Raw genomic sequence first — 22,759 nt, 5'->3', positions numbered from 1 at the left:
AAGGGAGCTGAAGCAATGCTCCTTTAAATGGTAGAAAGAGAAAAATGAATACAAATCTTGCAACATTTATAACAGGTCTAGTAACTGATGAAAACGATCGTTTTTACTTTGTTCAAAAGGATGGTCAGACTTATGCTTTAGCTAAAGAAGAAGGTAAGTATCAGCTAGGAGAAACGGTCAAAGGTTTTGTCTATAGTGATATGAAACAGAGACTTCGCCTGACGACTCTCGAAGTCACAGCAACTCAGACGACTTTTGGTTGGGGGATGGTAACAGAAGTTCGCAAAGATCTGGGGGTCTTTGTCGACACAGGACTTCCGGATAAGCAAATTGTAGTGTCGCTGGACATCTTGCCGGAGATAAAAGAACTCTGGCCCAAAAAAGGGGATAAGTTGTACATTCGTTTAACAGTTGATAAAAAAGAGCGTATTTGGGGACTTTTGGCCTATCAGGAGGATTTCCAGCGCTTAGCTCGTCCTGCCTACAATAATATGCAAAATCAAAATTGGCCAGCCATTGTTTATCGACTCAAACTCTCTGGCACCTTTGTTTATCTGCCGGAGAACAATATGCTGGGCTTTATCCACCCCAGCGAACGTTATACTGAGCCACGTCTCGGTCAAGTGCTAGATGTGCGGGTGATTGGCTTTCGGGAAGTTGATCGTACCCTTAATCTTTCACTCAAACCTCGCTCTTTTGAAATGCTGGAAAATGATGCTCAAATGATTCTGACATATCTAGAAAGTCAAGGAGGCTTTATGACTTTGAATGATAAGTCGTCCCCAGAGGATATAAAGACTACCTTTGGCATTTCCAAAGGACAGTTTAAAAAAGCTTTAGGCGGTCTGATGAAAGTTGGCAAAATCAAGCAAGATGCAAGTGGGACGGAGTTGGTTTGAGATGCCAATCAGTCTTTTCCCAAGAGTTGTGATAGAGTAAAGAGTGTGTTAAAAAATAAATCTCGTAAAAGGAGGTTATCATGCTAGCAATTGAAGAAGTTAATCAGCTATGCTTAGAAAATTTGCCGGCCGTAACCATTTTGACTGGTGATGACGTGGGTCAGTTTGAATTATTAAAATCTCAGTTCTTACAGCAGATTTGTTATGAAGCTGCAGATTTACGTTATACCCATTTCGATATGAAAGAAGCTGCTTATCCAGATGTGGAGATCGATTTAGTGAGTTTGCCCTTCTTTTCCGAAGAGAAAATCGTTATTTTGGATCATTTTTTAGATATAACAACGGCTAAAAAGCGCTATTTGACAGATGATGAATTAAAATCTTTTGAGCAATATTTGGAAAATCCTGCAGATACGACAAAATTAGTCATTTTTGCAGAAGGGAAGTTAGACAGTAAACGGCGAATTGTAAAATTGCTCAAGCGAGATGGTAAAATTTTTGAAGCAAGTGAGCCCAAAGAACAAGAATTACGCACCTACTTTAGTAAGCAAGTTCAAGAACAGGGGTTAGAACTTCGTTCGCAAGTTTTAGAAGAATTGCTTATTAAATCTGGTTTCGATTTTAGTGAAATTAGTAAAAACTTAGCTTTTTTAAAGGATTATAAAAAAGATGGCATCATTACAAGCGAGGACATTGCTGAAGCAATTCCAAAAACTTTACAGGATAATATTTTTGATCTTACCCAGATGATTTTGCATCAAAAGGTGGACGCAGCGAGAAGTTTGGTACGAGATTTGACCTTGCAAGGTGAAGATGAAATCAAGCTGATTGCGATTATGTTGGGCCAGTTTCGTATATTTGCACAAGTGAAAATCCTCTTTGAAAATGGACGTAATGAAAGTCAGATTGTAGCAGATTTGTCTGGTTATTTGGGACGAAAGGTGAATCCTTATCAAATTAAATATGCCTTGCGCGATGTCCGCTCATTATCCTTGGAAATTTTACAAAAGTCTCTCTCCTGCTTGATTGAAACAGATTATCAGATTAAATCAGGGGTTTACGAAAAAGATTACTTATTTGACTTAGCTTTATTAAAGATTGTAACCAACAACTTATAAGCAAATAAGTTGAAAATTTTGTGGGTCTACGTTATCATTTTCATATAAAATGATAAAGGGGAAAAACCAATGGCAATTATTTTACCTGATCTACCTTATGCTTATGATGCTTTGGAACCGTATATTGATGAAGAAACCATGCACTTGCATCATGACAAACACCACAATACTTATGTAAATAATGTAAATGTGGCGCTAGCAAAACATCCTGAAATCGGTGAGGATTTAGAGCGACTTTTAGCTGATGTTGAGTCTATTCCAACCGATATCCGTCAAGCAGTAATCAATAATGGTGGTGGTCATCTCAACCATGCTCTTTTCTGGGAATTGATGACACCAGAAGAAACAGCACCATCAGCAGAATTAGCAGCAGATCTTGAAGCAACTTTTGGCTCATTTGACGATTTCAAAATAGCCTTTACGACAGCTGCAACGACTCGCTTTGGTTCAGGATGGGCTTGGCTGGTGGTAAACAAAGAAGGTAAGCTAGAAGTGATGTCAACTGCTAACCAAGATACGCCAATCTCTGAAGGAAAAACACCTATTTTGGGAATTGATGTTTGGGAGCATGCTTACTATGTGAAATATCGCAATGTTCGCCCAGACTACATTAAAGCTTTCTTTTCAGTTATCAACTGGAATAAGGTCGATGAATTGTACAAAGCAGCGAAATAAAATATAAAGCGAAATAGAAAAAGACGAATCTGAAAAGGGTTCGTCTTTTTCTATTGTCATATATCATAAGAATTACTTATAAATTCCAGCCAAATAAAACCAGATTTGTTCCTTGAGAAATTTTAGAGAATGATCATTGGTTCGATCAATGACACCGAAAACAAGATAGTGATTTCTAAACAGCAGTTCATAATCAATATGTTCTCCAATAAGGACAATTTTCCCTCTTTTATCGTATTTTCGGATTGTTTCAATTCTTTTGGTGGCATCTTTAAATGAGAAAAATTTGGATTGTACCACAAAATAAGTAGTTGGACGAAAAGTTCTTTGTGCAGAATGCGTCAATTGCAGCTTTATTTTAAATAATTGATGGATCGTGCGAAGATAGAGAGCGATAAAATATAGCGACATAGAGCTAATAAACGAAAAAGGTTGAATTTGAATCATTATGTTTCCTCCTGACTTATATCCTACCATATCAAATGAAAGATAACTGAGCAAATCCTGAACGGTCTATTATAGGTCCTGAACGGTATTTTTTGAACCATTCAGGACCTTATAGCTACCATTTGGGATTTTTACAATGCTTTTCAGAAATATTTTGAGATAATCAGAGTATAAAAAGGAAAGGAATTCTTCTGTATACATGTTCATTTTAGAAAAAATATTTCATATTTCAAATACTGCATTATTACGACTAGAAAAATTTCAAAATTGGGGAAATAGCAATGCCACAGCACTGTTTATTCTTTTTTTATCACTCAGCTATTTATTTATCCATTCTATTCCCATATTAAGTATACTACTAACCGGCTCTGCTTTTAGTATGATGATAAATTATGTTTTAATAGACGCTTATCTCAAATTACGTGTCTACTATTAGCTACGTAAAAAATAATCCGAGTTTATTTTAGAAAGGAAATCATTGTTGTGAATGTTAAGAAAACATTTGTTCCTCAAATAGATGCAAGAGATTGCGGTGTCGCTGCGCTGGCTTCCATTGCAAAATACTATGGTTCAGACTACTCTCTTGCACATCTGAGAGAACTTGCTAAGACAAGTAAAGAAGGGACAACGGCTCTTGGAATTGTTCAAGCAGCACAAGAAATAGGCTTTGAGACACGACCGATTCAAGGGGATATGTCCTTGTTTGATATGGAAGCTATTCCCTATCCTTTTATCGTTCATGTTCAGAAAAAAGCTAAACTCCCACATTATTATGTTATCTATAAAAATACGAAAAAAGGTCTGCTAGTTGGAGATCCTGACCCAAGTGTAAAAATAACTAAGATATCAAAAGAAACATTTGCAACAGAATGGACTGGTGTTGCTATTTTTTTAGCACCAGAACCTAGCTATAAACCACATAAGGATAAGAAGAATGGGCTTACTAGCTTTTTACCACTCATCTTTAAACAGCGTTCTTTGATTTTTTATATTGTCTTAGCTAGTTTGCTTGTGACCCTCATTAACATTGTTAGTTCTTATTATCTGCAAGGGATTTTGGATGAATACATTCCAAATCAGATGAAATCAACTCTTGGAATCGTTTCAATTGGGCTTATCATTACTTACATCTTGCAGCAAATGATGAGTTTTTCCAGAGATTACTTATTGATTATACTTAGTCAGCGACTGACCATCGATGTAATTTTATCATATATTCGACACATTTTTGAATTACCGATATCTTTTTTTGCTACGAGACGCACTGGAGAGATTATTTCTCGTTTTACAGATGCTAATTCCATTATTGATGCTCTAGCTTCTACAATACTTTCACTCTTTCTTGACCTTTCTATTTTGATAATAGTAGGAGGGGTATTATTATTACAGAATACCAACCTTTTCTTCCTCACTCTGCTTGCTATTCCTATCTATACAGTGATTATTTTTGCTTTTATAAAGCCTTTTGAAAAAATGAATCATGACGTCATGCAAAGTAATTCCATGGTAAATTCTGCTATTATCGAAGATATTAATGGCATTGAAACGATAAAATCTTTAACCAGCGAAGAAAGTCGTTACCAAAAGATTGATAGTGAGTTTGTCGATTATCTGGATAAGACTTTCAAGCTAAGTAAATATTCCATTATGCAGACAGCTCTCAAACAAGGAGCACAATTTATTTTGAATGTTGTTATTCTATGGGTTGGAGCCTCTCTGGCTATGTCTCAAAAAATTTCGATTGGACAGCTGATTACTTTTAATGCACTCCTTTCGTATTTTACAAGTCCACTTGAAAGTATCATCAATCTGCAAACCAAGCTGCAATCGGCTAAGGTTGCCAACAATCGGTTGAATGAAGTTTATCTGGTAGAATCCGAATTCAAAACCAAACAAGTCATTACAGAGAAAAATTTCTTGGCTGGTGACATTACTTTTCATGATGTTTCTTATAAATATGGCTTCGGACGAGATACGTTATCGGATATTAACTTAACAATAAAAACAGGAGATAAGGTGAGCTTAGTCGGCATCAGTGGTTCGGGAAAGACAACACTTGCCAAAATGATGGTTCATTTTTATGAGCCTTATAAAGGGCAAATCCGTCTTAATGGAAATAATCTTAAAATGATTGATAAGAAGACGCTTCGTCAATATATTAATTATTTACCACAACAAGCCTATATTTTTAGTGGTTCCATCTTAGAAAATCTTACATTAGGGACGAATCAAATATTTTCTCAAGAAGAGATTATTCGCGCTTGTGAAATTGCAGAAATTCGTTCGGATATTGAACAAATGCCTATGGGATATCAAACAGAATTGTCCGATGGAGCTGGTCTATCAGGTGGACAAAAGCAAAGAATTGCTCTAGCACGCGCCCTCTTAACAAAGTCACCAATTCTTATTCTTGATGAGGCAACGAGCGGATTGGATGTTCTAACTGAGAAAAAGGTCATTGACAATCTGATGGGCTTAAAAGACAAAACGATTATTTTTGTTGCTCATCGTCTCAGCATTTCAAAGCGGACAAATCAAGTGATTGTTCTTGATAAAGGACAGATTATTGAAACTGGTTCCCACGCTGAATTGATGGAAAGACAAGGCTTTTATCATCATTTATTTAATAAATAAGGAGTGAATTATGAATCCCAATCTGTTTAAAAGTGCAGAATTTTATCATCGAAGATACCATAACTTTGCGACCGTTCTTATTCTTCCTTTGGTATTGTTCGTTCTATTTCTGGTTCTTTTTTCTTTTATCGGTCAAAAGGAAGTGACTATCAAATCTATCGGTGAAATTACACCAACGAAAGTCATTGCTATGATCCAATCAAGCAGCAATAATGCGATTTTGATTAACCATTTAGCTGAAAATAAGGCAGTCGTAAAAGGAGAGTTTTTGATTCAATATGCAAAAAATATGGAAGTCTCTCAACAAACAGCTATTAAAACTCAACTTGCAACTTATCAACGACAAAAAGTTGGCTTAGAAACACTCAAATCGAGTTTGCATCAAGGGACAAATCTTTTTTCGGGTGAAGATGAATTTGGCTATGCTAATATTTTTAACAATTTTATCAAACAATCACAGGATCTATCATTAGGAATTTCAAAAAGCAATATCGAAGTCAGTAAACAAGCTTCTTTGGCTCATAACACAATTGCTGCGATTGATCAGCAAATCAATGATTTAACAAAACAGATAAATGATTATCGTGAACTGCATCAGGTCATCTCAGAGAATGCTTCACATTTACCCAAGAGTAATCCACATCAAACAACATTCAACATGTATAAGAAACAGTATCAAGCTAATCCAGATACTTCCCTCACAAATCAGTATTTGTCTCAAATTGATACCAATATATCCAATTTAAACTCTTCCATTGCGAATCTAAAGATTCAAAAAGCTGGTACTGGAACTGCGGCGAATTATGACAATAGTCTTTCTACAAAAATTGAAGTGCTCCGCACACAATTTATCCAAACGGCTGACCAACAGTTAGCAACCCTTATAACTCAAATCACTGATTTACAGAATCAATTGAATCAAGCAAATGTACAGCTTCAAAACAATAGATTAGTCGCTCCCGAAACAGGTGTTCTGCATATTAGTGAAAAGCTAAAAGGGAACAACTTATTACCTAAAGGAACTGAAATTGCCCAAATCTATCCAGATATCACCAAAACAAACGAAGTCCTTATCACTTATTATGTACCTTCAGCCTATATGACCAATTTAAAAAAAGGACAAACCACTCGTTTAACTTTAGAAAAAATTGGAAAGCAGTCCATCACCATTATCGGAAATATTAATAAAATTGATACTTCCGCTACTGAAACAAAACAAGGAAACCTTTTTAAAGTAACTGCCAAAGCTAAAATTTCTAAGTCTAATGGACAAGTTATCAAGTATGGCCTGCAAGGAAGAGTAACTATTGTCATTGCGAAAAAATCATTCTTTGATTACTACAAAGACAAACTGTTAAACAATGTCGAATGACCGTTTAGGACGAAATCACTACCGTTTAAGATTTAACGATTCATTATTCAACAGTTGGATTATAATAAATATATCAAAAAGGAGGTTCCTATTATGGACAAAAAACAAACATTGGATCATTTTCATACACTTACAAGTCAAGAACTCGAACAAGTCGTCGGTGGCGGCTGGTTGGAAGACTTATTTAGTCCTTATTTAAAAAAGTATAAATTAGGCAAACTTGGACAACCTGATTTAGGTTAACATAAAAACCATTACTGTACTTGATATTACAGCAATGGTTTTCTTTAATTCAGATGAATCTCAAGGACATGCTGGAAACGATAATTTTGACTAGCGCTAGTAAGAGAAACATTTGGGTATCTATCCAGAATTGCTAAGACATTTGATAATCCAATTCCTCGCCCTGCTCCTTTAGAACTAACTCCTGCATCAAAAATATGAGACATGTCTATATGCTCTTTTTTTATAGCATTTTCAATGGAGAATACCTGCTTGTTTTCTGACAAAATATAAGCAATCGTCATAGTTGGAGCAGCAGCTTCAATAGCATTATCACACAAAATGGAGACAATGGTGATAAAGTCAACTAATTCCATTCCTTGCGGGTAAATATCTTCTGGAACCTCCAATGAAACGACTACATTATGCTCTTGAGCTTGTGCAAATTTAGCAGCTAGCAGGCTCTTTAAAGCTTCATTTTTGATATGGACTAACCGTCCGATATCATACTTGGGATTGCGAAAGCGCTTATTGGAATCTTTCAAAACAGAATGATATACATTCTTTACAATACCTAGATTATTTTGTTCAATTCCTAATTTTAAGGTCATTAAAATATTTTCGTAATCATGCCGAAAATTCCGAACTTCTGTGTACAGTTCTTCAATGTGATGACTGTAGTTTTCCATATTTTTTAACTGTAAATCTTTTTGAAGCATTAAATCATTTTGGATTCTCTCTCGTAAATGACGATTCAGCTGGTTGGTAACAGTCAAAAAGAAGACTAGATAAATAATAACCAAATTTGCTCGTTTCAAGAGATAAAGAATGAAGAACAGCATTAATATCTCTTGAATCAACACCATCACACCAACTGCTGCCAAATTCCACTGAAACAAAATAGCAATATGAAGAGCTAATGTTTCTGGAAGACCTGCCAGTAAAATAGTGAAAAGTATTATAAAAATGAGTGAAAATGCTAATTTCTTCATCATATCTCCTATTTTGAGGTAACTTTATATCCTTATTCTACAAAATTTTTATAAAATATTTCATCGAGATCCCAAATGATGGCTTTGGCGTCCTAAATGGTTAAAAATACCATTCAAGACGTCAGAAGTACCATTCAGGATTTATAAATTTATAAAATATATTATATGCTATACTAAATTTGTCAGGTTGCAACAGGATAAAAATATGAAAATAAAAAGGAGGTATTCATCATGAATACAAAATCACTCGAAAAATTTGAAGTACTGAACTCTGAAATGCTAGCAAGTGTTGAAGGGGGCTTTGGATGGGGCAATTTCTTTGGTTCTGTTTTGGGAGCTTTAGATGGTGGTGGACCAACTCTAGATCAACTAAATGGGGGAGCAACCAGAAACTTTAGAGCATGTTCTTGTTCTCCATCTGGTACGGGTGGAACACTGAATTCTTGCAATTTCTGTTAAATTTTAAAATAAATAATAAATGTGAAGGAGTGTAAATGAAAGCAATTTATAAAAATCAAATAGCTGATGTTTGGAAAATTAGCAGAGAAGCTGAACAACCTGATTGGGTGAAAGAAGCGTTTGCTAAAAATTACTTGTATTGGTTGGATGATCATCTTCGGATTTTAATGGCAGGATTAAATCCTTCTACTGTGGAGAATTTGAAAATTGGTGCGATTGGAGCAGCAGGTGGTGGATTTGCTGGTTATGGTATGTATATATTGGGCTATATTGGTGATTATTTGGATGTCACCAATCATCGGGTCGTTTCTCAAAAAACCTTTGAAAAAGAATATCGTGTTCAAGAGAACTTGTAGATAAATAAATTGATTTTTCTGACCACTTTTATAGCATCTCTAAAAAGGCTCTAGGTTATAATTCACTTAGAGTCTTTGATTTTTAGCAGACCAATTTGGAACCATCACCATTCAGGCTGTCAGAAGTACCATTTAGGATTTTCGAAGATGAAACTGAAATAGTTACCTTATACTGTAAATAGAACATAAAGGAGTTTAAAATGATGAAAAAACAATTGCTAAAATCACTTTTATTTAGTTCGGTGCTATTGCTTGCTTTTGGAAATGACATGGTTTTTGCTGATGGAGTTCATAAGGAGGAACAGCAACGCCCAGCTACAACTGAAATAGTGTCTGAAGCTTCGACAGCAGCTGTTGTTAAAAATGACGCAAATCAAGATTCAATTGTAACAGATACGAAACCCGTAAGTATGCCAGAGTCAAAGGAAGATACAGTTGTAGAAAAGGAAAACTTGACAAACAATAAATCTGCTTCGACTTCAAACAAAACTTCTGCAGCAAATGGCGTTCCAAATTCTCAAGAATCAAAAGAGGTTGATGTTGCTACTTATCGTGAGAATATAGCTAAACTTCCTAAGACTACGATAAAAGATGTTTATTCGGCTTTTACTTCGGATAATAAAGAACATACGATTTATGTAGGACGGGAAACTTGTTATTTTTGTCGACAATTCTCTCCTGAACTAAAAAAGTTTAATCAATTAACAGGTGGAAAATTAGAATACTATAATACGGACGGTGAAGATTTTGATGAACATGCCAAAGAATTTTTATTTAAAACAGTTGGTATTCCTGGGACCCCAACGATACTCTATCTTAAAAATGGTACATTAACTTCCGGTTGGGTTGGTGGAGGTATCACTGCTCAAGAACTCTATGATTATCTGTATTTTCATAAAGCTCCGACGGGCAAAAAGCAAGAAGACAATCCTCGACATCAAGAGAATAAAAATGATAAAAAAGTTAAACAAAGCCAAGTACCAGCTTCTATTGACTTAAAAAACAATGAGGAATCCTTACCAAAAGACGTTAGTGTCAGTTCAGAGTCAAATAAAGAAGATGCTAGGAATCAAAATTTAATGCCATTAACAAATAGGCAAATCAAATATACTCAAAATAACATGCAATTACCCAAAACTGGCGTCAAAAAAAGTAAAGGATTATTCCGATTTGGGTTGGCAATGGTTCTTCTTACATTATCATTTTATCTAGGGATGAGAAAAGGATTGAATGATAGAAAACGCTATTGAATCATCGTTAGTAAGAATTAAAAACGGATGATGATTCTGTGCATTCCATCTTGTCAAATGTTCATTCTTTCTATATAATGAGGTATATAAGTTAGGAGGAGTGCGTGAGTAGAAAGACAATGATTCTTTGTTTGATTGGTTGCTTTATGATGTGTGGTGTATTAGTATCAAGTGCTGTATACTCTGGACAAGCTAGAAAGGCACATCCTACGAAAGTAGCTGCAAATTATCCTACCAGTCAAGAAAAGCTAAAAAATTCGTCAAAAGAGTCGAAATTAGTCACTCGTGTTTCGTCAAAGAGTATGGAAGAAAAGCAGAAAGTCATGGAATCTGATTTGCCTGTAATGGAAGCCTATGGTTTGTATTATGATTATGCTAATCTAAATTTGGTTCAAGTTGTAAAGGCTTATCTAGATGAGATGGGAATAGAGCATTCGCAGGTTGCATTTTCTTATAAGGACTTAACGAGTGGACAAATCTACGCTATGAATGAAACGCAACCGATGACAGCGGGCTCAACTTATAAATTACCGTTAAATATGTTAGTTGTTGATGAGGCAGAAAAAGGAAATTTATCAATGACCGAGCGGTTTGATATTACCCATACTCGCTATGAGTATATCGGTGAACATAATAACTATGTAGCAGCATTTAATGGGACCATGAGCATCCCTGAAATGCAGGAGTATTCCCTTCTTTATTCTGAAAATACGCCAGCTTATGCCTTAGCTGAGCGCTTAGGTGGCTTGGATAAAGCCTATACAATGTATCAGCACTATGGAAAAGGCAAGGGGGAAGTTGAGACGATCAACCAACAAAATCAAACCACGACTGACTATTATATTCAGGTTTTGGATTACCTTTGGAAACATCAGGAAAAGTATAAAGATCTTTTGTATTATATCGGTGAATCTTTTCCAAACGAATACTATAAACGGTATGTAAGAGACATTCCAATCTATCAAAAGCCAGGTTACGTTGCAGAAGCCCTGAATATAGACGCAATTGTATGTGAAGAAAAGCCTTATTTGATTGCTCTTTATACAGCGGGGCTGGGTGGGACAACTCCTGAGAGTAATGAAATTAGCGGTGTTGGTATTACACAAGTTGGTCAATTAGCTTATGTTATCAATGAATGGCATCGTGTGAATATGAATTAAAGCGAATGGACGCAAATTCCAAAAATTGTGCTGCAAAAGATAAGGTTCTATTAAAAATGTAAAGGCTCTCTTTTAGAGGAGGGCCTTTTATGTTATAATAAAAACAGAATGTAAAGAGGACTACAAGAATATCATGATTAACAAAGAGCATTATCGTTACATTAGAGAACATCCTGCTTTTAAAAATTTACCAGTTGAATTTTTTGATAAAATAGCTGTTGAGATTCAATTTCGCAAAGTGCCAAAAGGGCAAATTATTTTCTTTTCTGGAGACAAACGAGAGCGACTTTTTTTGATTTATAAGGGCTATGTTCGGATTGAACAGTATGATCAGACAGATTCGTTTAATTACATTGACTATGTGAAAGAAAATACTATGTTTCCTTATGGAGGAATTTTTGAAGATGAGACTTACCACTATTCTGGCGTATCTGTGACAGATTTGGAATATTTTTCGATTCCTGTTGACTTGTATGAATATTATTCCAAACAAATAATAGAGCAGATGTTATTTATCACACATAAGTTGTCAAATATTTTACGTTTTCATGAGTTACGTTTGCAAAATTCTGTTTTGGCTAGTGCGACAGAGCGAGTTATTCAAGCGATTTCAATTTTATGTATTGATTTTTGCCAATATAGAGATGACATCCCTTTTGCACTTAGTATGAAAGAGTTGGCTAAACTAGGTGCGACTACTCGTGAAACGGTGAATCAAGTTTTGAAAAAATTAACAGAAGAAAACATTATTCAATATAATCGAAAGAAACTCGTCTTTTTGAATAAAGAATACTTTTTAAAGTATTTTGAAGATATGTAGAAAAGAAGGACAGAATTGCAGTCAAAAAAGCAATTTTTGGTCCTTTTTTAATTTAGAAACCTAAACATTTAAAATATACTCAAAAACTTCATTTGTTTCTAAAAAATAATTATTCATAAAACCAATAAAATGCATAAAATATTTATAGAAAGCGTTTTATTTTGAAATAATATTAGAATTTCTTTTAAAAAAAGCAAAGGATTTGGCATTTTAAATGTATAATTGATTGTGAAAGCGCAAACAAAAGATATTACAATAAAACATGTAAATAGGGCTTAAAGAAACTTAAGTCACAAAGAAAAAGAGGAGGACATAAGATGTCTACACATCCTATTCATGTTTTCTCAGAAATAGGAAAACTGAAAAAAGTTATGCTGCATCGTCCAGGTAAAGAGTTGGAAAACCTGATGCCGGATCATTTGGAACGTCTGCTTTTTGACGATATTCCATTTTTGGAAGACGCTCAAAAAGAACATGATGCTTTTGCAGACGCTCTTCGTAAAGAAGGTATTGAAGTTCTTTACCTTGAAAAGTTGGCTGCTGAATCATTGACTTCTCCAGAAATTCGTAATGAATTTATTGAAGAATATCTGAATGAAGCAAATATTCGCGGAGCACAAACAAAAGTTGCTATCCGTGATATTCTTCATGGTATAGAAGATAACCTTGAATTGGTTGAAAAGACAATGGCTGGTTTCCAAAAAGCTGAACTGCCAGAAATTCCAGTAGACGCCAAAGGTTTGACGGATTTGGTAGAATCTGACTATCCATTTGCCATTGATCCAATGCCAAACCTTTACTTCACTCGTGACCCATTTGCAACAATTGGGAATGCTGTCTCACTGAATCACATGTATTCAGATACACGTAATCGTGAAACACTTTATGGTAAATACATTTTTAAACACCATCCAGTATATGGTGGCAATGTTGAATTGGTTTATAACCGTGAAGAAACAACTCGTATCGAAGGTGGAGATGAACTAGTTCTTTCTAAAGATGTTCTTGCAGTAGGTATTTCACAACGTACAGACGCAGCATCTATTGAAAAACTCTTGGTCAATATCTTTAAGAAGAATGTTGGCTTTAAGAAAGTGATTGCATTTGAATTTGCTAATAATCGTAAATTCATGCACTTAGATACGGTCTTCACAATGGTTGATTATGATAAATTCACTATTCACCCAGAAATTGAAGGCGATCTTCGTGTGTACTCTGTTACTTATGAAAATGAAAAACTTCATATTGCAGAAGAAAAAGGTGATTTAGCAGAATTGCTTGCTAAGAATCTTGGTATTGATAAAGTTCATTTGATTCGTTGCGGTGGCGGAAATACAGTAGCAGCAGCACGTGAACAATGGAACGACGGTTCAAACACCCTTACAATCGCTCCAGGTGTTGTAGTGGTATATGACCGTAACGTTGTCACAAATAAGATTCTTGAAGAATACGGACTTCGTTTGATTAAGATTCGCGGAAGTGAATTGGTTCGCGGTCGTGGTGGACCTCGTTGTATGTCAATGCCATTTGAACGTGAAGAACTTTAAGATTAGAAAGAGGAAATAATAGAATGACAAACTCAGTGTTCCAAGGACGCAGCTTCTTGGCAGAAAAAGATTTTACACGTGCAGAATTAGAATATCTTATTGGTTTAGCAGCTCACTTGAAAGATTTGAAAAAGCGCAATATTGAACATCATTATCTAGCAGGTAAAAATATTGCTCTCTTGTTTGAAAAAACGTCAACTCGTACTCGTGCAGCTTTCACAACGGCAGCAATTGATCTTGGTGCTCATCCAGAATACTTAGGAGCTAACGACATTCAGCTTGGCAAGAAAGAATCTACTGAAGATACAGCTAAAGTATTGGGACGTATGTTTGACGGGATTGAATTTCGTGGATTTAGCCAACGTATGGTAGAAGAACTAGCAGAATTTTCAGGCGTTCCTGTATGGAATGGTTTGACAGACGAATGGCATCCAACTCAAATGTTAGCTGACTATTTGACAGTTCAAGAAAACTTTGGTCGTTTGGAAGGCTTGACTCTTGTCTACTGTGGTGACGGACGCAATAACGTTGCAAACAGTCTCCTTGTAACAGGTGCTATCCTCGGTGTAAATGTTCATATCTTTTCTCCAAAAGAACTCTTCCCAGCTGAAGATATTGTGAAATTGGCAGAAGGATATGCGAAAGAAAGTGGCGCACATGTCTTAATTACTGACAATGCAGATGAAGCTGTTAAAGGTGCGGATGTCCTTTACACAGACGTTTGGGTATCTATGGGTGAAGAAGACAAATTTGCAGAACGTGTCGCACTTTTGAAACCTTATCAAGTAAATATGGATTTGATTAAGAAAGCTGACAATGAAGATTTGATCTTCTTGCACTGCTTACCAGCTTTCCATGATACAAATACTGTTTATGGTAAAGATGTTGCTGAAAAATTCGGCGTTGAAGAAATGGAAGTAACTGACGAAGTATTCCGCAGCAAATACGCTCGCCAATTTGACCAAGCTGAAAACCGTATGCATACTATTAAAGCAGTTATGGCAGCAACTCTTGGAAACCTTTATATTCCAAAAGTATAATTTAAAACTAAAACCGTTTACCAACAGCTATGAGGGCTGCGACTAATAGCTTTAGTCCAGTCCTCATTTTTGATAGTGCTCGTTTCAATTTTAGTATGATTTAAATAAGGGAAAAAGGCGATAGGACAAACAACTATGATTGCCGATGCAATCACCCTCAAAGAAATGTAGTTTGAGACATTATTATTCTAACCTCGTTCTAAAGTTTGTTATAGCTCATTAAAATGAATTGAAGCACTATAAGAAGAAAACTCTAAGGAGGCTAATTATTTATGGCAAATCGTAAAATCGTTGTGGCTTTGGGAGGGAATGCCATCCTTTCATCTGATCCATCAGCAAAAGCACAACAAGAAGCATTAGCAGAAACAGCAAGTCATCTTGTAAAATTGATTAAAAATGGTGATGACTTGATTATCACTCACGGAAATGGACCGCAAGTTGGAAATCTTTTGTTGCAACATTTAGCAGCAGATTCTGAAAAAAATCCAGCATTTCCGTTAGATTCGCTTGTTGCAATGACAGAAGGAAGTATTGGCTATTGGTTGCAAAATGCTCTACAAAATGCACTTCATGAAGAAGGAATTGAAAAAGAAGTTGCTTCTGTTGTGACACAAGTAGTGGTTGATAAAAATGACCCTGCTTTCATCAATTTAAGCAAACCAATCGGACCATTCTACACAGAAGAAGAAGCAAAAGCAGAAGCTGAAAAGAGCGGAGCTACTTTCAAAGAGGATGCTGGACGTGGCTGGAGAAAAGTAGTTGCGTCACCAAAACCAGTTGGAATCAAAGAAATTGAAACCATTCGTACACTCATCAATGCAGGACACGTCGTTGTGGCTGCTGGTGGTGGTGGTATTCCCGTCATCAAGGAAGACAATGGTCATCTTGCAGGCGTAGAAGCAGTAATTGACAAAGACTTTGCTTCACAATGTCTGGCGGAATTGGTCGAAGCAGATCTCTTCATCGTTTTGACCGGTGTAGATTATGTCTATGTCAACTACAATAAACCAGATCAAGCCAAGTTAGAGCGTGTAAATGTAGCTCAGTTGGAAGAATACATCAAGCAAAATCAATTTGCCCCAGGAAGTATGTTACCTAAAGTGCAAGCAGCTATTGCCTTTGTAAATGATCGACCAGAAGGTGAAGCGGTCATTACTTCTCTTGAAAACTTAGGCGCTTTAATTGAGTCTGAAAGCGGAACGATTATTGAAAAAGGATAACAGAGTGTTATTATTGCTTCGTTTAAAATTGTAATAAAACTTTTTAAAACAACGTTAATGTTTCCTATTTTTAGATTTGCTTTCTTTTGATCTATTTTACTGTTGTGAAATGATAATTTTTTTGGAAATTACTAGTTTTTTCCAGATGAATATGTTAAAATATAGTCAAAGGAAGCGCTTTCTGAAAATGGGATTCGGTTAAATTTTTACAATTTGTTACATTTAGGAGGAAAACAAATGAGTGAAAAAGCAAAAAAAGGGTTTAAGATGCCGTCATCTTATACCGTTTTGATGATTATCATTGCAATTATGGCTGTGTTGACCTGGATTATCCCAGCAGGTCAATACGATGCTGATAAAGCTGGTAATCTGATTACAGGAACTTACAAGACCGTTGCTCAAAATCCACAAGGGATTTGGGATGTCTTGATGGCTCCTATTCGTGCTATGCTTGGAAAAGAACCAACTTCAGCAGCGATTGATGTCGCCTTCTTTATCTTGATGGTTGGTGGTTTCCTTGGAGTAGTGAATGAAACAGGTGCCCTTGATGTAGGGATTGCTTCTATCGTCAAGAAGTACAAGGGTCGCGAAAAGATGTTGATTTTAGTCTTGATGCCTTTGTTTGCCCTTGGTGGATCAACTTATGGTATGGGTGAAGAAACCATGGCTTTCTATCCACTTCTTGTGCCAGTTATGATGGCAGTAGGATTTGATAGTTTGACTGCGGTGGCTATTATCCTTCTTGGTTCTCAAATTGGATGTTTGGCTTCTACTCTGAATCCATTTGCTACAGGTATAGCTTCTGCGACAGCAGGTGTAGGTACTGGTGACGGTATCGTTCTTCGGTTAATCTTCTTTGTTGTGATGACAGCTTTGGGTACTTATTTCGTATATCGTTATGCAGATAAGATTCAAAAAGATCCTACAAAATCTTTGGTTTACAGTCATCGTGAAGAAGATTTGAAGCACTTTAATGTAGATGCAGTTGCTAATGTAGAATCCACTCTTAGCAAGAAACAAAAACAAGTGTTGGTACTCTTTGTATTGACCTTTGTTCTCATGATTATGAGTTTCATTCCATGGACAGACTTGAAGGTAACTATTTTTGAAAGTTTCAATAAATGGTTGGTTGGACTTCCGTTCATTGGTAAGATTGTTGGTAGTTCAACATCTGCTTTGGGTACCTGGTACTTCCCAGAAGGGGCAATGCTCTTTATGGTAATGGGTATCATCATTGGTTTTGTTTACCGCATGAAAGAAAGCCGCTTTATCACTGTCTTTATCAATGGTGCGGCTGATCTTCTAAGTGTTGCGCTTATCGTAGCTGTTGCGCGTGGTATTCAAGTTATCATGAACGATGGTATGATTACTGCTACAATCCTTCACTGGGGTGAAGTAGGACTCAAGGGTCTATCATCTCAAGTATTCATTGTATTGACTTACATATTCTATCTGCCAATGTCATTCCTTATCCCATCAACCTCTGGTCTTGCCAGTGCAACAATGGGTATCATGGCACCACTTGGAAAATTTGTCAATGTGCAAGCAAGCTTAATTATCACTGCTTACCAATCAGCTTCCGGTCTTTTGAACCTTCTTACTCCAACATCTGGTATCGTAATGGGAGCTCTTGCTCTTGGACGGATCGAATTGAGTACTTGGTGGAAATTCGTTGCAAAATTGGCTGCTGGAATCTTTGTAGTAAGTATCCTACTTCTTATTTTAGGAACGTTCTTATAATAGGAAAATAACGAGGTGTTCTTTATGAAACAATTTTTAACCGAAGAAATTAAATCTGATTATTTAGAATCGCTGAAAACAATCGTTTCCTACCCGTCAGTTCTTAATGAAGGGGAAAATGGAACACCTTTCGGACAATCTATTCAAAACGTCTTAGAAAAAATGCTAGAGATCACTAGGTGTTTAGGTTTTAAAACTTACATTGATCCTAGAGGCTATTATGGATATGCAGAAATCGGTCAGGGAGAAGAACTCCTGGCCGTTCTCTGCCATTTAGACGTTGTTCCAGCGGGAGATTTGTCCGATTGGGAAACTCCTCCATTTGAAGCAACTATAAAAGATGATTGGATACATGGACGCGGTGTTCAAGATGATAAAGGTCCATCCCTAGCTGCACTTTATGCTGTTAAAGCACTGATGGATGCAGGTGTGACATTTAACAAGCGGATTCGTTTCATCTATGGTACAGACGAAGAAACTCTGTGGCGCTGTATGGCTCGTTACAATGAGCTGGAAGAAACAGCGACGCTTGGTTTTGCACCGGATTCTTCTTTCCCGCTGACTTATGCTGAAAAAGGTTTACTGCAAGTTAAGTTACATGGTTCAGGTTCGCAAGAACTTGCTATTGAAGCAGGAGAAGCTTTTAATGTTGTACCTGCAAAAGCAAGCTATACGGGAAATTTAGCAGATTCATTAGAAGATGAATTGAAAAAACAGTCTTTTGAATACGAACGAACTGCAGATACAGTAACAGTCATTGGTGTCCCTAAGCATTCAAAAGATGCAGCCGAGGGAGTGAATGCTATTGTACGTTTGGCAATGGGGTTAAATCCACTTGTTCAACACTCTACTATTCAATTTATGGCTGAAGCAGTTGGTGAAGATGCTACAGGCAGCAGCTTGTTTGGTGAAATTTCAGATGAGCCTTCAGGAACGTTGTCGTTCAATGTTTCTGGGCTAACTATAAATCAAGACGAGTCCGAGATTCGGATTGATTTGCGGATTCCAGTTCTTGCTGACAAAGATAAATTAGTACGAGAACTAAGTCAAATTGCTGAAAAATATCAATTACGTTATGAAGAATTTGACTATCTTGCACCGTTATATGTGCCACTTGATAGTGAATTGGTCAGCACCTTAATGGCTGTCTATAAAGAAAAAACCAATGATGATAGCCCTGCTGTGTCTTCTGGCGGTGCTACATTTGCTCGTACTATGCCAAATTGTGTAGCTTTTGGTGCACTTTTCCCTGGTGCTTTGCAAACAGAACATCAAGCGAATGAACGAACTGTGATTGACGATCTATATAAGGCAATGGATATTTATGCTGAAACGATTTATCGGTTGGCTGGAGAGGTTATTTAATTGCAAGTAATAAAAAGCTAGTATTAGTTAGAGGTAAACCGCCTCGAAAATTGGACAAATAATTATTGTAAGGATTTAGGACTCAATGTCAACTGTAGTGGGTGACTTATAGCTGAGCACGAGAGGAGACAAAACTTGTCTTCTCTTTTTGCATGTTTAAAGCGATAAAAATACGAGTTTTAAGGTTTTCAAAGTTCCTGAACCCAAAGACGTCAAACATCAGGGGCTTGTCTTTAGAAACTTTTTAAAACTTTAAGAAGCCTGTTTTTATCACGTTAAACATCAAAAAAGAAGAGACCAATATGGTCCTTTCTCGATGTTGACTTTTCCTTACCCCCTACAGTTGACAAAGAGCTATTTTCCATTTTTATCTGAATTTAAAAAACTCCATAGTCCCTGCGATGGATTTATTCACGACAGAAATTATAGAGTCTAATGAGAAGCCTATATTTTTACAGATATTTTTATGAAATTTGCAATTTCTTCGGGGGTTTCTTTGAAACCGTTTTTTATCCAAGTAAAAACAATACTGATGATACTCATAGTATATAAATCTAGAGCAAAACTTGGTGGAATCCCATAGGCCTCTCCAAGCTTTTGATTATTTATTTTTTTAGAATGTAAAACGATTTCTTTTGCATATTCTTTTACAATTAAGATGATATCTGGAAAATAGAGTATAAAAGCTAGAATGATATCCTTGTTATTATAAAGATAGGATAACATTTTTACTAAAATTTCAGTTTCAAAGTAAAGATCTGTGTATAATATTTTAGTGATTTCATCAAGTATTATTAAAATAGACTCATTAATGAATTCTTCTTTTGAATTGTAGTAGTTATAGAATGTTCTTCTACTCAAATTGGCTTTTTTACAAATTTCATTTACACTTATTTGTGATAAGTCTTTTGAATACATTAATATTGAAAAAGCTTTTAAGAATTCCACATCAATTTTAGTTTTATCTTTCATTTTATTATCTCTACAATCAGCGTTAGATTCTTTAGCTATTATACTATACCTTTGTACAAGTTTATAATAATTAGTTTGTGAATAGTTTACAAAAAGTGCTTATTTGTATAGAAATAATATTTTATTAACAGTAAAATAAGTATAGCATTGGGTTTATTCCCATATGATTATTATATAATTAAGAAAGGAAGTGTTATTTTGTTTAAGGTTAACAAGAAAACATACGATATTTCACAGACTAGACAACGTTTTTCTATTCGAAAATTTAAATTCGGGGCAGCGAGTATTGCTATCGCGACATTAATGTTTTTGGGATCGAATGCAGCAGTATCTGCAACTGAAATTACACCAAAAACTGCGACACAAGGTTCGGTGTTGAATTCAGAGGAAATTACAACGGTTAATAATAAAGAAGATAAAAAACAGGAAGAAATTTCCTCAGTATCTTCTGATTTAACTACTAACCAAGCTAACTCCACTACTGAAACTACTAAAAAAGTAGAAAAGGCATCAGAAACAGAGTCTAGCAACAATGTAGCAGACGATTTGATGAGTGAGTCCGCTCCTAAAACAACAGAAATTTCGGATTTAATAAAAGGTGCTCAATTTGTGACTGGTTCACAAACAAGAGACGCTGATTGGAAACCAGATGATAAATTAGAAGATAATAGTGTTGCTAAAACAATGGCTGAAACTGGTAAAGGTCAAATTTCTCGAATTAAATGGAGAAACGGTGTTACCGAAGTAACATATGCAGAGTTTAAAAATAATGATTTTTCAACTGGTTGGTCACAAAAACCCGGAGGGAATGATAACTATGCTGATGAAATTCTCCGTGTCAGAGCAGAATATGATAGAGAGCAAGATACTATCCACTGGCAAATTGTTGTAAAAGGCAATGCCTCAGGTAAATTTATGGGGGTAGCTAAGGATTTTTCTAGACCTTACTATCTTTTTACCACTTCACGTGGTCTTCACAAGCCAGAAAATATGGTGGTGCAGTCTGTGAGCTACACAGGAACACTACAAACTATGACTAGTTATCCTAGTGATGTAGACCGATGGGGGACTTCTAGTAGAAAATTGTTTACCCCAAGTAAGGTTAACGTTAACGGGAAAGAAGCGGAGATTTTAGGTTCTTCTAAGTTTATGGACGATTGGACGAACGGTGATCGCTTAGGTAATACAGGTTCTAATAAAGAAAAAGGGCAAAAATATAATATTGAGAAACACGTATACTACTCTAAATATGGTTTTGAAGATTGGCTCGCTTCATCTAGTCAATCAGGTACTCGGATTTACAACTTTGATACAAAAATCAATAGACAAGAGTTAAATGAGTTAGGTCAGCTTCCTAATGTTGATAGTCAATTTGGTGATTGGATGGGTTGGGGGAGCCGTTTTCGCGAGAATACTGACCTAGTCAATAAAGTTTGGGTAACGGTTGGGATGACTTCTCGTGAAACTGGCGGAGGCATTGCTCATCCAGCTGGTCGCGGTATTTATAACTTTAGTAAAATTGCAACTGTAGATGTTTCTACATTAGCTAAAGATGCCGATGAATATTCGCCGCAGTATGATAATGGTTCAGGCTATCCAAATGATACAGTAAATCTTAAAATCAAAGAAAAAAATAATAAGCAAATTCCAGCAGGAACAACTTATAAGACCGAACCTAATTCGCCTATTACAGTTGATCAAAACACTGGGGAAGTAACTGTTAAGATCCCAGCTGATGCAAAACCAGGTAGTGCTATTACAGGGAATGTAACAGTGACTTACCCAGATGGTACTGTTGATACAGTTCCAGTTAATGTAACAGTTAAGAAATATCCAGATAATATTAAGTATTCACCAGAGGCTAAGCATAGGACTGTTGAACAACACGCGGAATTAGATGCAAAAGATAGCATTGCAAATACAGATGAATTGCCATCAAATTCAACGTATAAATGGAAAGATGGTCATAAACCAGACACCTCAACATCAGGTGAAAAAGACGGAATTGTTGAAGTTCACTATCCAGATGGTACTGTTGATGATGTGAATGTTAAAGTAACCGTTACATCGAAAAAAACTGATAATACAGCTCCAAAATTAACCGTCACTCCAGAGCAACAGACTGTTAAAGTGGATGAAGATATTACCTTTACGGTTACAGTTGAAGACGAAAATGAAGTTACTCTAGGTTTAGATGATCTTAAAGCTAAGTATGGAAAAGATATCATTGCAGGTCGTGTTAAAATTGAGTATCTTACTAACGAAGCTAATAAGAAAGTCATGAAAGTGACAATTATGAAAGCCACTTTAGCAGATAAGGGCGCAATTACCTTTACTGCAAAAGATAAAGCAGGTAATCAAGCAGAACCTAAGACAGTTACCATCAATGTTCTTCCGCTTAAGGATAAGTACGAACCAAAAGGTAAGGACCAAACGGTTAAAGTAGGAGAAACACCAAAAGCGGAAGATTC

At 36.0% G+C, this 22,759-nt stretch carries 20 protein-coding genes; 17 read left to right on the top strand and 3 right to left on the bottom strand.

The window, feature by feature from the left end; all coding sequences use genetic code 11:
* Nucleotides 1–44 precede the first annotated feature (44 nt).
* From cvfB to HMPREF1514_RS04365, 3 genes are all read left to right on the top strand, one after another.
* The gene (gene cvfB / locus HMPREF1514_RS04375; RefSeq protein WP_037597533.1) at nucleotides 45–899 is read left to right on the top strand and encodes an RNA-binding virulence regulatory protein CvfB; all 855 of its coding nucleotides are present in this window, start codon (nucleotides 45–47) and stop codon (nucleotides 897–899) included.
* 80 nt (nucleotides 900–979) lie between these two features.
* Complete coding sequence (gene holA, locus HMPREF1514_RS04370; RefSeq protein ID WP_037597531.1) at nucleotides 980–2,017, top strand: DNA polymerase III subunit delta; 1,038 nt, start codon at nucleotides 980–982, stop codon at nucleotides 2,015–2,017.
* Between the two features lie 69 nt (nucleotides 2,018–2,086).
* Nucleotides 2,087–2,692 (top strand): superoxide dismutase, encoded by a 606-nt coding sequence (locus tag HMPREF1514_RS04365; RefSeq protein ID WP_037597530.1) that lies wholly within the window; start codon nucleotides 2,087–2,089, stop codon nucleotides 2,690–2,692.
* 72 nt (nucleotides 2,693–2,764) lie between these two features.
* On the opposite strand, the gene HMPREF1514_RS04360 is transcribed toward HMPREF1514_RS04365, so the two are convergent.
* The gene (locus HMPREF1514_RS04360) at nucleotides 2,765–3,139 is read right to left on the bottom strand and encodes a hypothetical protein (RefSeq protein WP_003069929.1); all 375 of its coding nucleotides are present in this window, start codon (nucleotides 3,137–3,139) and stop codon (nucleotides 2,765–2,767) included.
* Between the two features lie 483 nt (nucleotides 3,140–3,622).
* Here HMPREF1514_RS04360 and HMPREF1514_RS04355 point away from each other — a divergent pair, with 483 nt between their 5' ends.
* The 3 genes from HMPREF1514_RS04355 (at nucleotide 3,623) to HMPREF1514_RS04345 (ending at nucleotide 7,388) form a co-directional block, all read left to right on the top strand.
* The gene (locus HMPREF1514_RS04355; RefSeq protein ID WP_037597527.1) at nucleotides 3,623–5,773 is read left to right on the top strand and encodes a peptide cleavage/export ABC transporter; all 2,151 of its coding nucleotides are present in this window, start codon (nucleotides 3,623–3,625) and stop codon (nucleotides 5,771–5,773) included.
* Nucleotides 5,774–5,783: 10 nt separating this feature from the next.
* Entirely contained in the window at nucleotides 5,784–7,145 is a 1,362-nt protein-coding gene (locus HMPREF1514_RS04350; RefSeq protein ID WP_037597525.1) for a bacteriocin secretion accessory protein, read from the top strand.
* Between the two features lie 93 nt (nucleotides 7,146–7,238).
* The gene (locus tag HMPREF1514_RS04345; protein WP_003025431.1) at nucleotides 7,239–7,388 is read left to right on the top strand and encodes a ComC/BlpC family leader-containing pheromone/bacteriocin; all 150 of its coding nucleotides are present in this window, start codon (nucleotides 7,239–7,241) and stop codon (nucleotides 7,386–7,388) included.
* Between the two features lie 44 nt (nucleotides 7,389–7,432).
* On the opposite strand, the gene HMPREF1514_RS04340 is transcribed toward HMPREF1514_RS04345, so the two are convergent.
* The gene (locus HMPREF1514_RS04340; RefSeq protein ID WP_232216478.1) at nucleotides 7,433–8,362 is read right to left on the bottom strand and encodes a GHKL domain-containing protein; all 930 of its coding nucleotides are present in this window, start codon (nucleotides 8,360–8,362) and stop codon (nucleotides 7,433–7,435) included.
* Nucleotides 8,363–8,590: 228 nt separating this feature from the next.
* Here HMPREF1514_RS04340 and HMPREF1514_RS04335 point away from each other — a divergent pair, with 228 nt between their 5' ends.
* The 10 genes from HMPREF1514_RS04335 to HMPREF1514_RS04290 all read left to right on the top strand — a co-directional run bounded on the left by HMPREF1514_RS04335 (nucleotide 8,591) and on the right by HMPREF1514_RS04290 (nucleotide 19,316).
* Nucleotides 8,591–8,818, top strand: coding sequence for a bacteriocin (locus HMPREF1514_RS04335; RefSeq protein WP_037597522.1), 228 nt, complete (start codon nucleotides 8,591–8,593; stop codon nucleotides 8,816–8,818).
* A 35-nt stretch (nucleotides 8,819–8,853) separates the two neighbouring features.
* Nucleotides 8,854–9,174, top strand: a complete 321-nt coding sequence (locus HMPREF1514_RS04330; protein WP_037597519.1) for a hypothetical protein — start codon at nucleotides 8,854–8,856, stop codon at nucleotides 9,172–9,174.
* A gap of 200 nt (nucleotides 9,175–9,374) precedes the next feature.
* Nucleotides 9,375–10,424 carry a thioredoxin family protein gene (locus tag HMPREF1514_RS04325; RefSeq protein ID WP_037597513.1) on the top strand — a complete coding sequence of 350 codons (1,050 nt, stop codon included), beginning with the start codon at nucleotides 9,375–9,377 and terminating at the stop codon, nucleotides 10,422–10,424.
* A gap of 104 nt (nucleotides 10,425–10,528) precedes the next feature.
* Nucleotides 10,529–11,584, top strand: a complete 1,056-nt coding sequence (locus HMPREF1514_RS04320; RefSeq protein ID WP_156921870.1) for a serine hydrolase — start codon at nucleotides 10,529–10,531, stop codon at nucleotides 11,582–11,584.
* 133 nt (nucleotides 11,585–11,717) lie between these two features.
* Nucleotides 11,718–12,404, top strand: coding sequence for a Crp/Fnr family transcriptional regulator (locus HMPREF1514_RS04315; protein WP_037597512.1), 687 nt, complete (start codon nucleotides 11,718–11,720; stop codon nucleotides 12,402–12,404).
* Nucleotides 12,405–12,721: 317 nt separating this feature from the next.
* Nucleotides 12,722–13,951: an arginine deiminase gene (gene arcA / locus HMPREF1514_RS04310; protein ID WP_003069908.1), complete on the top strand. Its 1,230-nt coding sequence runs from the start codon at nucleotides 12,722–12,724 to the stop codon at nucleotides 13,949–13,951.
* Nucleotides 13,952–13,974: 23 nt separating this feature from the next.
* Entirely contained in the window at nucleotides 13,975–14,991 is a 1,017-nt protein-coding gene (gene argF, locus HMPREF1514_RS04305) for an ornithine carbamoyltransferase (protein WP_003028184.1), read from the top strand.
* 272 nt (nucleotides 14,992–15,263) lie between these two features.
* A complete protein-coding gene (arcC, locus tag HMPREF1514_RS04300) occupies nucleotides 15,264–16,211 on the top strand; it encodes a carbamate kinase (RefSeq protein WP_003028182.1) in 948 nt (315 codons plus the stop codon).
* A 237-nt stretch (nucleotides 16,212–16,448) separates the two neighbouring features.
* A complete protein-coding gene (locus HMPREF1514_RS04295; protein ID WP_037597511.1) occupies nucleotides 16,449–17,951 on the top strand; it encodes a YfcC family protein in 1,503 nt (500 codons plus the stop codon).
* Nucleotides 17,952–17,975: 24 nt separating this feature from the next.
* Nucleotides 17,976–19,316 carry a dipeptidase gene (locus HMPREF1514_RS04290; RefSeq protein WP_037597510.1) on the top strand — a complete coding sequence of 447 codons (1,341 nt, stop codon included), beginning with the start codon at nucleotides 17,976–17,978 and terminating at the stop codon, nucleotides 19,314–19,316.
* Between the two features lie 444 nt (nucleotides 19,317–19,760).
* Here the strand turns inward: HMPREF1514_RS04290 and HMPREF1514_RS04285 are convergent, their stop codons facing one another.
* Entirely contained in the window at nucleotides 19,761–20,288 is a 528-nt protein-coding gene (locus HMPREF1514_RS04285) for a TetR/AcrR family transcriptional regulator (protein WP_037597508.1), read from the bottom strand.
* 198 nt (nucleotides 20,289–20,486) lie between these two features.
* On the opposite strand from HMPREF1514_RS04285, the gene HMPREF1514_RS09190 reads away from it, so the two are divergent.
* Nucleotides 20,487–22,759 (top strand): Rib/alpha-like domain-containing protein (locus HMPREF1514_RS09190; RefSeq protein WP_232216477.1); only part of this gene is annotated, 2,273 nt, incomplete at its 3' end.

This window comes from Streptococcus sp. AS20 (assembly GCF_000524255.1).
GTDB lineage: Bacteria > Bacillota > Bacilli > Lactobacillales > Streptococcaceae > Streptococcus > Streptococcus constellatus.
This window is presented reverse-complemented; position numbering and strand designations above follow the sequence as displayed.

Excerpts from the sequence above, each read along its gene's own strand:
- cvfB (WP_037597533.1), top strand. The coding sequence starts at position 45 with ATGAATACAAATCTTGCAACATTTATAACAGGTCTAGTAACTGATGAA.
- holA (WP_037597531.1), top strand. The coding sequence starts at position 980 with ATGCTAGCAATTGAAGAAGTTAATCAGCTATGCTTAGAAAATTTGCCG.
- HMPREF1514_RS04365 (WP_037597530.1), top strand. The coding sequence starts at position 2,087 with ATGGCAATTATTTTACCTGATCTACCTTATGCTTATGATGCTTTGGAA.
- HMPREF1514_RS04360 (WP_003069929.1), bottom strand. The coding sequence starts at position 3,139 with ATGATTCAAATTCAACCTTTTTCGTTTATTAGCTCTATGTCGCTATAT.
- HMPREF1514_RS04350 (WP_037597525.1), top strand. The coding sequence starts at position 5,784 with ATGAATCCCAATCTGTTTAAAAGTGCAGAATTTTATCATCGAAGATAC.
- HMPREF1514_RS04345 (WP_003025431.1), top strand. The coding sequence starts at position 7,239 with ATGGACAAAAAACAAACATTGGATCATTTTCATACACTTACAAGTCAA.
- HMPREF1514_RS04340 (WP_232216478.1), bottom strand. The coding sequence starts at position 8,362 with ATGATGAAGAAATTAGCATTTTCACTCATTTTTATAATACTTTTCACT.
- HMPREF1514_RS04335 (WP_037597522.1), top strand. The coding sequence starts at position 8,591 with ATGAATACAAAATCACTCGAAAAATTTGAAGTACTGAACTCTGAAATG.
- HMPREF1514_RS04330 (WP_037597519.1), top strand. The coding sequence starts at position 8,854 with ATGAAAGCAATTTATAAAAATCAAATAGCTGATGTTTGGAAAATTAGC.
- HMPREF1514_RS04325 (WP_037597513.1), top strand. The coding sequence starts at position 9,375 with ATGATGAAAAAACAATTGCTAAAATCACTTTTATTTAGTTCGGTGCTA.
- HMPREF1514_RS04315 (WP_037597512.1), top strand. The coding sequence starts at position 11,718 with ATGATTAACAAAGAGCATTATCGTTACATTAGAGAACATCCTGCTTTT.
- arcA (WP_003069908.1), top strand. The coding sequence starts at position 12,722 with ATGTCTACACATCCTATTCATGTTTTCTCAGAAATAGGAAAACTGAAA.
- argF (WP_003028184.1), top strand. The coding sequence starts at position 13,975 with ATGACAAACTCAGTGTTCCAAGGACGCAGCTTCTTGGCAGAAAAAGAT.
- arcC (WP_003028182.1), top strand. The coding sequence starts at position 15,264 with ATGGCAAATCGTAAAATCGTTGTGGCTTTGGGAGGGAATGCCATCCTT.
- HMPREF1514_RS04295 (WP_037597511.1), top strand. The coding sequence starts at position 16,449 with ATGAGTGAAAAAGCAAAAAAAGGGTTTAAGATGCCGTCATCTTATACC.
- HMPREF1514_RS04290 (WP_037597510.1), top strand. The coding sequence starts at position 17,976 with ATGAAACAATTTTTAACCGAAGAAATTAAATCTGATTATTTAGAATCG.
- HMPREF1514_RS04285 (WP_037597508.1), bottom strand. The coding sequence starts at position 20,288 with ATGAAAGATAAAACTAAAATTGATGTGGAATTCTTAAAAGCTTTTTCA.